Below are 10,407 nucleotides of genomic sequence, written 5' to 3'. Positions count from 1 at the left end.
GCAAGGGGGAGGGGAGCCCGGCGGCGGTTCGATGATGGGCACAGACGGCGCATCACGCCGCGTGGGCGAGGAGACGGGCGCAGAACAGCGTCGCGACGGTGAAATCGGCGCTCGTGCCGGGGTTGATGCCCTCCGCTTTGAGGCGTGTGTCGAAGGCGAGAAGGGGCTCGACGGGGCGGGCGGCGAGGTCGATCTCGCCCGCGATCCGGGCCGCCTCCAGGCGCAGGGCCTCGGCGCGCGCGGGGCCGTGACGGCGGGCCACGTGGCTGTCGGGGAAGCCCGCCAGGAACGCGAGATGGACGGCGGTGGGCCGCCAGGCGGGGTCGAGGCCGCGGGCGCGGGCGCGCTCGAGCGCCGGCAGGCCGGTCGAGAACAGGTCCTCGAATCCCGTCACGTAGGCGCACGCGATGCGGTCGCGATCCGCCGCCTCCGCCATCGCGGCGAGCAGGGTCGCCTGGGGCTCACGCACGACGTCGTGGCGCTCCGCGGTGCCTAAGCCCCCTGGAGCCGCGAGGCGGATCGCCGCGAAGGCGTCCACGGCGTCCGCTCGGTCGAGGCCGGCCAGGACGCGGGTCAGCGTCCCACGGAGATCGCCGCCCGCCTCGGCGGCAGCGGCAAGGGGCGCGCAGAGGAGGAGAATGCCGAGATTCGTGTTCTGGCCCACGGCGGCCCGGGTCGCCTCCACGGCGGCGAGAACGCGCGCCCCCACCCGCGCGCCCGGCTCCGTGAGGGGGCCCGCCGAGAGGACAGCGCTGGTCTCGAAGTCGCTCACCGCCATGCGGTGGCCCGCCGCGAAGTCGTGCACGTTGCCCGGCTTGAGCGCCCGCAGCTCCTCGTGGCAGGCGGCCCGGTAGGCCGCAGCGATCGTCTCCCGGTCCATCAGGCTCCCGCCGCGGCAAGGCGCGGCGGCGCGGCGCCGATCACGGCGCGCAGGAAGGCACGGGCGATCGTGCCCGCGATGTCGACCTCGGTCACCGTCTGGAGGCCGGACCAGGCCGGCATGGAGTTCACCTCGAGCACCAGGAAGCCGCCCTCCCCGTCCGAGACGAGATCGACCCCGCTGTAGGCCGCGCCCGTCGCGGCGGCCGCGGCGCAGGCGAGGGCGGCGGCGCGGGGCGGCACGGCCCAGGGAAGCGGGCGGCCGCCCCGGTGGACGTTGGTGATCCAGCCGTCGCCCTCGCGAATCATGCCCGCCACCGGCTCCCCGGCGCAGACGAAGACCCGGTAGTCCCGCCAGGCGCCGTCCGGCGAGGGCACGTAGCGCTGGAAATAATAGACGCCCGACACCTCGCCGGCCTCGGGCAGGTCCTCGGGCCGCTCGATCAAGCGCAGGCCCTCCCCTTGCGACCCGAACAGGGGCTTGAGCACCAGCGGCCGGCCCGGACCCGCCTCCCGGGCCACCAGTTCGGCGGCGCTCTCGCGGCGGGAGAGCACGAAGGTGTCGGGCTGGGGCACGCCCGCGCGGCCCAGCAGCAGGCTCGTCATGGACTTGTCGACGCAGCGCTCGATCGCGACGGGGCCGTTCCACACCGTCACCCCCGCCGCCACGAGGGCGTGCAGCACGCCGAGCCGCAGAGTCGTCGCCTCGAAGGTTCCGCCCGAGATGGTGCGGAGCAGCAGGCCGTCGGGCAGGCAGCCCTCGAAGCCCGGCACCCGCAACGGCTCGCCTTCACCTGTGCGGATCGTGACGTCGGCGAGCGAGAACAGGACGGGTTCCATGCCCGCCGCGCGCAGCGCCGCACTGAGGCGATCGCGGTGCCAGGCGCCGTTCTCGGCGGCGAGCCCGATGCGGGTCATGCGAAGGACGCGTCCACGAGATCGGGGGCGAGCCGCCCGCCGCGATGGCTGCGGCCCGTGGCGAGCGAGGTGACGATCACCTCGGCGGGGCTGAAGAGGTGCGGGTCGATGGCGTAGAAGTCGCCGTTGGCGCGCGCGAACACCTGCGCGAAGGGAGCGCCGTGGTCGCGGGAGGTGGTGCTGGGCAGGGCTCGCGCCAGCTCCCGCGCCTCGCCGTCGCTCGCCGAAACGAAGAGCTGGACGCGTCCGCCATAGATGATGGCGTCGTTGGTGCGCCCCATGGCGGTCATGGCGTCGGGCGCGGGCGGAGCGAGGGGCGCCACGCCGAGGCCGTCCACGATGTCCTTCAGCGGGAAGCCAATCGCGTGCGCCTTGTGGAGCGCCACCTCCAGGACGCGGGCCACGACCTGCGTGCCCCCGACGAGGCTCTGCGTCGGCGCGTAGATGAAGGTGAGCGACTCCGGGGGCAGGGCGGCATCCTTGGCGATGTCGGCCACGACGGACGGCGGCGGCGGGCCATCGCCCTCCAGCACGAGCACGATCCGCCCAGCCTTGTCGCGGTAGTCGATCTCCTCGAAGATCTCCTCCCCGCTCGCCGCCGCCCGGCCGGGGCCCGACCCCAGCGCGAAGTAGCCCTCCCCGTCCTTGAGGCTCCAGCCCGCATATTGCGAGCCCAGGCACGCGAGCACCGGATCGCTCGCATGGACCTCCACCGAGAAGGGCCAGGCGGGAATCGGCCCCGTGGAGGCGATCCGCACCTGGCCCAGGCCGCCGAGGCAGATCTCGGCGACGCGCCTCCCGGCCTCGATGCTGCCCGGCACGCCGACCCCGGCATCGATGAGCCGGGGGGATCCCGCGTCGGCGGTCACGGCGAGGCGCAGGGCCGCCGCGTCGGCGACGAGCCTATCGACCAGCGCCCCCGCAAGCCCGTTCACGCTCGGGCGCGGGCGTGCCCCCGGTTTGGTATTCATGATCCCCGTCCCCCGAAAACATGGCCCAGACCGCCGCCTCGCGCCGGTCGAGCCCGGCCAGCGCCCCTGCCCGGTCCCCCGCCTCCGCCCAGAGAGTGCAGACCGGGTCTCCCGGCCCGATGACGCTCCCGGCGGGCGTGCGGTCCATGACCCCGTCGGGCCACGGGGCCGGCGGCACGACGCACGGCCGGCCCGCATAGAGGATGCGGGTCGCGGCGATTCGTGCAGGCGGCGGCTCGGGCGCGCCGAGATGGCCGAGGCAGGCCTCGACGTGGCGCCCGAGGAGCGGCGTCGCCCGGCGGTCGAGCACGTCGAGGCTGCCGCCCGGGCGCGGGTTGATCTCCAGGAGCCACCAGCGGCCGCCCTCCACGAGGCAATCGGCGCCTGCGAGCCCCCGCAGGCCCGTGCGGGCCACGATGGCGCGCAGGGCCGCTTCCATCTCGCACCGCATGCCCTCTCCGATTGAGATGGGCTCGAGCGCCCCCGCGAAGCGGTAGGGGCGCCCCGGCGCGGGCGCCGTCCATTGCTCGCTGGCACCCACCCACAGGGCATCGCGGCCATCGGCCAGAAAGGCGATGCTGACGGGGCGGCCCGGCACCCGGCGCTGGTGATAGCGCCCCCGTAGCGGCGCGCCGGGGCCGGCCGGGCGCACGTGCCCGCCGCCCGAGCCGCCCCGGCGCTTCGACAGCCAGGCTGCCGGATCGGGCACCGCGTCCGCCGTCAAGGGCGGGTGGGGCACGCCGAGATCGGCGAGCAACGCCGCGAGCCGGAAGGGGTCCTTCAGGTGCCGGATCGTCTCGGCGCTGGCGCCGAGGAGGCGAAAGCGCCGGGCGAGCCGCGCCACGACATGCGGCGCGCCTTCGAAGCCGCTGCCGAGGACGAGCCCGAGCGGATGGTCGCCCGCCGCCTTGGCCAGCTCGTCGAGCACCGCGTCGACCGATTCTCCCTCCGCGCCCCTCCCGAACCGGCCCGGCAGGCGTTGCCAGGCGTCGGTCAGGGCGAGCGTGTCGTCGTCGCCGAACATGTCCGCGACGTAAGGGCGGAACCCCGCCCGGCGGGCGGCGGCGGCGAGGGCGCGGCCGGACTGCGCCGCGATCAGCAGCGCCCCGCCCTCCCCTGCCCGCCCCGAGCCTGGCGTCATGAACCGATCACCCGGCGATCTCGACGGCGAGCCGGAACGCTTCGCCGAAGTCGAGCATCAGCGGCTCGTCGGCAGCGAGCATGCGGCGGAACAGGCCGGCCTCGGTCTGGTATTTCACGTTGCCGATGGCGAGCGCCCCGATGCCGACGGCGCGGCCGCGGCCTAAGGGCTCCCCGTCCGCCTGGACGCCGACGCCCTCGATGCCTGCTGGCGGCACGGCGTTCACGTCGGCCGCGACGAGGAGGCGATCGGCTCCCTCGAGATCGGCCGCCGAGAGAACCTGCACGCCCGCGGCGGCTGCGGAGAGGATCACGTCCGCGTCCCGGGCCACGGCGCGCTTCGCCTCGGCCGTCGAGCCGTCCGCTGCCTCGACCTCGACCCCGAAGCGCGCCCGCATGCCCGCCGCGATCCGGCCGACGCGCTCGGGCCCGTCATAGCCTACGAGAACCGGACGGGCGCCCTCACGCGCCGCGAGCACCGCCGCGCAATAGGCCACCACCCCGGTGCCGCCGAACAGGGCGACCCGCCGCCCCGAGAGCCCCGCGCCGTCGAGGCGCCGCAAGGCGCGCGCGATCACGGCCACCGCCGCCGCGCCCGTGGTGAAGGAGCCGGCTGGGTCGGCGAAGATGTGGAGCGCGAAGGGCGGCACCAGGGCGCGGCGCGCGGCGTCCGCCATGTCGAGGGCCGCCTCCGCGCTCTTGCCCGCGATGAAGATCCCGGTGCGCAGGCCGTCCTGAGGCGAGCGGGAGAAGATCGCGTCTTGGACGAGGGGGGTCACCTCCTCCAGCGTCACGCCCGTATAGGGCACCACCGCGTCGAAGCCCGCGTCGACCGCCATATTCACGTCGAAGGGGCTCATGTGCTTTTGCGGCGAGAGCATGTGCAGGATCGATCGGGCCATGGGATCAGGCGCCTCCCAGCCGCCGCAGCGCGCTCGGCTCGGCGACGATGTCCGCGCCGCGGTTGCGGCCGCGGCTGATGGTGTAGGTGAGATGCCCCGGCGCGCCGGGCCGTCGCCGCAAGGCCGCAACCAGCCCCTCGGCCTCGGTCTGCGAGCCCACCACGGCGAAGCCCGTGGGACCCCAGGAGCTCTGGCCGACGCCAGGCACGCCGTTCCCCTCGCAGAAGGCGAGGGCCTCGGCGACGTGCGGGCTCGTGAAGCGTCCGCCCTGGAAGGGCGCGAAGAAGTCGCCGACCCGGCGCTGCAATTCGGCGATGCCGCGCCCGAACGGCTCCAGGCGCGCCTCCGCCGCCGCGGGCAGGATGCCCATGAGGACGAGCCGGCACAGATGCGCCGCGTCGGCCTCCGGGAACACGGGTAGATGCCGGAAGGCCTCCGCCTCCTGGGCGCCGTGGATGCCCCGCGCCCCCTCGTCGAGGATCAGCACCACGCGCCAGGCCTCGGGCAAATCGAGGCGGGCGATCACGGGCGGTGTCGGCCCGCCCGCCTCGCGGCCGCCGTCGAGGATGAGGCCGCCCGCCTGGAATGCCGCGAGACCGATCCCCGACCGGTTGCCGCGATCGAGGGCCGCCGCCGCGGCCGGGGCGTCGAAAGGCTGTCCATGCAGGCGCGCGAGCCCCGCCGCGACCGCGAGCGCGATCTGGGTGCCTGAGCCGAATCCCGCATGGGCGGGGATGCCCTCGGAGCAGGCGACGGCGCAGGCGTCGGGCACGCCCAGATGCCGGGCCGCGGCGCGTAACGTATCGAGGAGGCGCGGCGCGTCGGGGCCATCGGCGCGCGCTTCCCGCGCGCGGGTCAGGGTCAGCGAGAGCGCCGGCTCGTCGAGGGCGAGGCCGAGGCTGCCGAAGCGGCGGCCGAGGGAGCCGTTGAGGTCGACGAAGCCGATATGCAGCCGGGCGGGCGCCCGGACCCGGACCGTACCGCTCCCACCGCCCACGCCAATTGCCACCCGGGCCTCCCAGCCGCCTGCGCCCTGAGACCATCCCACAAGCTCTTCCGCTTCGGCAACCGAAGCATTTCTTAGAAATGTCTCAGCATTCGCCTTCGAAACGGCAAGCACTTGCGTCCCCAATAGTGGGGTGCAAACCTGCCGCTCCGAACCGAAAGGATCCCCGATGGCGGCCTGGATCGCCGGCGCCGACGCCTCCCTGGACGATGCAGTCGCCGCCGCGGCCGCGCTTCTCGCCGCCGCGCGCTCGGCCGTGGTGGCGGGCCTCTCGGCCGACGTGGCGGGGGTCCAGGCGGCGTACCGGCTCGCCGAAACCCTGGGCGCCAGCGTCGACACCGTGGGGTCGGACGCGCTCTACGCGGATCTCGGCGCGCTCGCGGCGGGCGGCGCCGTGACGACAACCCCGCGCGAGACCATCGCCCGCGCCGATGCCGTGCTCGCGGTCGGCGCGCGCGCCGCCGCGTCCGATCTGTGGGCCGAGGCGGCCGCGACGCGCCCGAGCCTCGGGATGGCGGCGGGCGCCGAGCGGCGCATGCTGGCGCTCCCCGCCGAGCCCGGCGACCGCCTGAGCCTCGAGGGCCGCCTCGGCGAGCTGCGCGGGGCGCTCGCGGGGCGCCTGCGCCCGGACGCGGCGGTCGCGAATCTGGCGAACGAGCTCCGCGAGGTGCGCTTCGGCGTGGCGCTCTACGATCCAGGCGAGCTCGGCGAGCTCGGGATCGGCATGCTGCACGGGCTCGCGGCGGACCTGTGCGCCACGACTCGCTTCTTCGCCCTCTCGCTTGCCGATGCGCCGGAGGCCCGCCTCTCCGCGCAGGTGAGCGCCTGGCAAACCGGCATGCCGCCGCGCCTCGGCTTCGGGCGCGGGCGGCCGGAGCACGATGCCTGGCGCCTTGATGCCGCGCGCCAGGTCACGTCGGGCGAGGCCGACGCCGCCCTGTGGCTTGCCTGCGCCCCGAGCACGCTGCCGCCCTGGGCGTCCGACCTCCCCGTCGTCGCGGTGCTGGGCCAAGCGAGCGGGGCCGAGGCCGAGGTGGTGATCGAGGCCGCGGTGCCCGGCATCGACTCGGACGGCGTCCTGTACGACACGGGCACCGGGCAGCTCGCCTTCCGCGCGGGCGCCGGTGGCACGGCGCCGCCCGCCGCGGCCGTGATCGGCGCGATCATCGAGGGCGTCGCGCGTCACAGGGGCCTCCCATGCTGACCCGGATCACGGGCGGCCGGGTCGTCGACCCGGTCCACGGCCGCGACGGGATCGGCGACGTGTGGATCCGGGACGAGCGCATCGTGCCCCCGGGCGAGGCGCCCGACCGCACCATCGATGCGGCGGGCTGCATCGTGATGGCGGGCGCCATCGACGTCCATTCCCACATCGCGGGCGGCAACGTGGTGCTCTCGCGCCTGCTCCTGCCCGAGTTCCACGCCGAGGAGGCGCCGCTCGGCGACATCCGCGGCACCTCCGGCTCGGCGGCCGAGATCGGCGCCGCCTATGCCCGCATGGGCTACACCACCGTGATCGAGCCCGCGATGCCGCCCGTCGCGGCGCTCGCGACCCACCTGGAGCTCGCCGAGGTGCCGGTGATCGACCGGGCCGGCCTCACCGTGATGGGCAACGACGACCAGCTGCTCGCGCTGCTCAGGGCGGGCGAGAGCGCGAACGCCGTGCGCGACCTCGTGGCCCTGACGCTCGCCACGTCCCGTGGGCTCGGCCTCAAGGTGATCAACGCGGGCGGCGCGGCGGCCTTCAAGGACGGAGCCAGCCGCTTCGCCCTCGACGACGAGGTGCCCTCCTACGGGCTCACCTCGCGCCGCATCCTCAGCGCCCTTCTCGACGCCGTCGAGACCCTCGGGGTGCCCCACCCGCTCCACGTCCATTGCTCGAATCTCGGGCTCGCGGGCGCCGACGACAGCCTCGTCGCCACGGTGGAGGCCGCCGAGGGGCGGCGCATGCACCTCGCCCACGCGCAGTTCTATGCCTATGCGGCGCGTCCCGAGGGCGGGTTCTCGTCCGCGGCGGAGCGCATCTGCGAGACGCTCGCGCGCCATCCCAACGTGACGCTCGATGTCGGCCAGGTGAGCTTCGGCCAGACCTGCACGATCTCGCTCGACATCGGCCGCCAGTTCACCGGCCGCACCGGCGCCCGGCCCCGGCGCTGGGCCCTCGTCGCGGGCGACGCGGAGGGCGGCGGCCTCGTGCCCTTCGCCTATCGCCGCGCCAATCCCACGAGCTGCCTCCAGTTCGCCATCGGGCTGGAGATCATGCTGCTCTCCCCCGACCCGTCCCGCACGCTCCTCACCACCGACCATCCGAACGGCGGGCCCTTCACGGCCTATCCCCGCATCCTCCACCTCCTCATGGACAAGGCCGAGCGCGACCGGGAGATCGCGGGGCTCGATCCCGTCATCGCGGCCCGCACCGCGCTGCCAGGGATCGAGCGCGAATACAGCCTGTCGGACGTCGCCGCCATGACCCGCGCCGGGCCGGCACGGCTGCTCGGCTTATCCGACCGCGGGCATCTCGGCCCCGGCGCGCGGGCCGACGTCGCGGTGTACCGGGATGACCCGGACCGCACCGCCATGTTCGCCGCTGCCCGCTTCGTCCTCAAGGACGGCGCGATCGTGGTGGAGGACGGGCGGCTCGTGGCCCGTCCCGCCGGGCGCACCCTCGCGCTCGGGATCGAGACGGACCATGCCATGCGCGGGCGCGCCGACGCCTATCTGGAGGGGCGCTACGGCCGCGGCCTCGACGGCTTCGCCGTGCCCGACGCGGCGTTTGCAGGACGCGAGGTGTTCGCCGCCGCGCCGAGCGGGGTCCGGCATGGCTGAGGCGGGGCTGAGCCTCAACGGCATCCCGGTCGACGACACCTTCGCCGAGGCCTTCGACATGGCGGCGACGGGGGTCGTTGTCACGGCCGAGACCCTGCATTGGGCCCGCATCGCGGCCCAGGCCATGACGGGCTTCGGCACCTCGGTCATCGGCTGCGGGGTGGAGGCGGGCCTGGAGCACGAGCTCGACCCGGAGCAGACCCCCGACGGGCGGCCGGGCGTCCGCGTGCTGCTCTTCGGCTTCGACGCTCCGGGCCTCCAGGGCCAGCTCGTGAAGCGCGTCGGCCAGTGCGTGCTCACCAGCCCCGGCTCGGCCTGCTACGCGGGCACGCATGGGCACACCCGCCTGAAGGTGGGCGGCGCGCTCCGGGTGTTCGGCGACGGCCACCAGGTCGCCAAGCGCCTCGACGGCCGCCGCTTCTGGCGCATTCCCGTCATGGACGGGGAGTTCGTCTGCGAGCACGACACGGGCGTGGTCGAGGGCGCGGTGGGCGGCGGCAACCTCCTCTTTCTCGGCCGGGACTTCCCCGGGACGCTGCGGGTCGCAGAGGCCGCCGCCGAGGCGGCGCGGGGGGTGCCCGACGTGATCCTGCCCTTCCCCGGCGGCATCGTGCGCTCAGGGTCCAAGGTCGGCTCGCGCTACGAGGGCATGATCGCCTCCACCAACGACGCCTATTGCCCGACCCTCAAGGGGCGCCCGGGCTCGGCGCTCGCGCCGGAGGTCGGGGCCGTGCTGGAGATCGTCATCGACGGGCTCTCGGCCGCCGCCGTGGCGGACGCCATGCGGGCGGCGCTCGCCGCCGCAACGGCGGTCGGCGCGGCCGAGGGCCTCGTCCGGGTCACGGCGGGCAATTACGGCGGGCAGCTCGGGCGCCATCACTTCCACCTGCGGAACCTCCTGCCATGAGCGCGCTGACCCTGCGCCTGCGCGAGGAGCCCCCGGAGCGGCTCGACCTGTCGGGCCTGTGCGCGGCCCTGCGCCGGGACGGGCCGTTGTCGATCGAGAAGCTGCCCGTCGGGACGAGCCGCATGGGCCTCGTCCTCGCCGACTGCTTCGCGGTGAGCGGCGGCGACGCCTCCGACCTGCGCATCGAGGGCGGCTCTCCCCGCCTCGACGGCGTCGGCGCGGGGTTCAGCGAGGGCACCGTGACGGTCGAGGGGCCCGTGGGGCAGCGCCTCGGCGCCGGCATGAGCGGTGGCACGCTCCGGGTGCGGGGCTCGGCCGGGCCGTTTTCGGGCGTGGGCGCCACGGGAGGGCTCATCGAGATCCACGGTGATGCCGGCGAGCGCGCGGGCGGGGCCCCCTACGGCGCGCCGGTCGGCCTCAACGGCGCGACGCTCGTGGTCAGGGGGCGCGCGGGCACTCGCCTGGGCGACCGCATGCGCCGCGGACTGATCGTCACTGACACGGCCGAGGACCACGCCGGGACCCGCATGATCGGCGGCACCATCGTGGCCGGAACGGTCGGGGCGGCGCCGGGCTATGCCATGCGCCGGGGCACGCTGCTTGTCGGCGGGCACGGGCCCCTGATCTCAGGGTTCGTCCCCACGGGCACGCACCGGCTCGTCTTCGCTCGCCTGCTCCATGGCATCCTGCGGCGGCTCGCGCCGGACCTGGCTGGGCTGGCGGAGGGGGACCTGGAGCGCCGGGCCGGCGACCTCGCGACACTTGGCAAGGGCGAGCTCCTGACGCCGCGCCGCTGATCGCGGCTTCCCCCGGCTTGCAGGCGGTGACACTCTGGGACGGCGGGGCGCATGGCCGCCG

The 10,407-nt window shown here is 75.1% G+C and carries 10 protein-coding genes; 4 read left to right on the top strand and 6 right to left on the bottom strand.

The window, feature by feature from the left end:
- Positions 1 to 52: 52 nt before the first annotated feature.
- The 6 genes from F0L46_RS10975 to F0L46_RS10950 are packed head-to-tail and all read right to left on the bottom strand — an operon-like array spanning position 53 to position 5,819.
- A complete protein-coding gene (locus F0L46_RS10975; RefSeq protein ID WP_149817364.1) occupies positions 53 to 880 on the bottom strand; it encodes a triphosphoribosyl-dephospho-CoA synthase in 828 nt (275 codons plus the stop codon).
- Complete coding sequence (locus F0L46_RS10970) at positions 880 to 1,797, bottom strand: ATP-grasp domain-containing protein (RefSeq protein WP_149817362.1); 918 nt, start codon at positions 1,795 to 1,797, stop codon at positions 880 to 882. The genes F0L46_RS10975 and F0L46_RS10970 overlap by 1 nt, the downstream gene beginning before the upstream one ends.
- Entirely contained in the window at positions 1,794 to 2,768 is a 975-nt protein-coding gene (mch, locus tag F0L46_RS10965; RefSeq protein ID WP_149817361.1) for a methenyltetrahydromethanopterin cyclohydrolase, read from the bottom strand. The genes F0L46_RS10970 and mch overlap by 4 nt, the downstream gene beginning before the upstream one ends.
- Positions 2,701 to 3,909 carry an ATP-grasp domain-containing protein gene (locus tag F0L46_RS10960; protein WP_149817359.1) on the bottom strand — a complete coding sequence of 403 codons (1,209 nt, stop codon included), beginning with the start codon at positions 3,907 to 3,909 and terminating at the stop codon, positions 2,701 to 2,703. Before F0L46_RS10960 ends, mch begins: the two co-directional genes overlap by 68 nt.
- A 7-nt stretch (positions 3,910 to 3,916) precedes the next feature.
- Positions 3,917 to 4,810, bottom strand: coding sequence for an NAD(P)-dependent methylenetetrahydromethanopterin dehydrogenase (locus tag F0L46_RS10955; protein WP_149817357.1), 894 nt, complete (start codon positions 4,808 to 4,810; stop codon positions 3,917 to 3,919).
- A 4-nt stretch (positions 4,811 to 4,814) separates the two neighbouring features.
- A complete protein-coding gene (locus tag F0L46_RS10950) occupies positions 4,815 to 5,819 on the bottom strand; it encodes a beta-ribofuranosylaminobenzene 5'-phosphate synthase family protein (RefSeq protein ID WP_240539950.1) in 1,005 nt (334 codons plus the stop codon).
- Between the two features lie 166 nt (positions 5,820 to 5,985).
- Between F0L46_RS10950 and F0L46_RS10945 the strand changes: the two genes are divergently transcribed.
- Genes F0L46_RS10945 through F0L46_RS10930 form a run of 4 tightly spaced genes read left to right on the top strand, consistent with a single transcriptional unit; the run spans position 5,986 to position 10,346 of the window.
- Positions 5,986 to 7,020 carry a molybdopterin-binding domain-containing protein gene (locus tag F0L46_RS10945; protein ID WP_149817356.1) on the top strand — a complete coding sequence of 345 codons (1,035 nt, stop codon included), beginning with the start codon at positions 5,986 to 5,988 and terminating at the stop codon, positions 7,018 to 7,020.
- The gene (locus F0L46_RS10940) at positions 7,014 to 8,642 is read left to right on the top strand and encodes a formylmethanofuran dehydrogenase subunit A (protein ID WP_149817354.1); all 1,629 of its coding nucleotides are present in this window, start codon (positions 7,014 to 7,016) and stop codon (positions 8,640 to 8,642) included. Before F0L46_RS10945 ends, F0L46_RS10940 begins: the two co-directional genes overlap by 7 nt.
- A complete protein-coding gene (gene fhcD, locus F0L46_RS10935) occupies positions 8,635 to 9,549 on the top strand; it encodes a formylmethanofuran--tetrahydromethanopterin N-formyltransferase (RefSeq protein WP_149817353.1) in 915 nt (304 codons plus the stop codon). The genes F0L46_RS10940 and fhcD overlap by 8 nt, the downstream gene beginning before the upstream one ends.
- Positions 9,546 to 10,346, top strand: a complete 801-nt coding sequence (locus F0L46_RS10930; RefSeq protein WP_149817351.1) for a formylmethanofuran dehydrogenase subunit C — start codon at positions 9,546 to 9,548, stop codon at positions 10,344 to 10,346. The genes fhcD and F0L46_RS10930 overlap by 4 nt, the downstream gene beginning before the upstream one ends.
- The last annotated feature ends 61 nt before the right edge of the window (positions 10,347 to 10,407 follow it).

The organism is Salinarimonas soli (assembly GCF_008386575.1).
Classification (GTDB): domain Bacteria; phylum Pseudomonadota; class Alphaproteobacteria; order Rhizobiales; family Beijerinckiaceae; genus Salinarimonas_A; species Salinarimonas_A soli.
The sequence above is the reverse complement of the archived record's forward strand: the minus strand, read 5'-3'. Positions and strand labels throughout refer to the sequence as shown.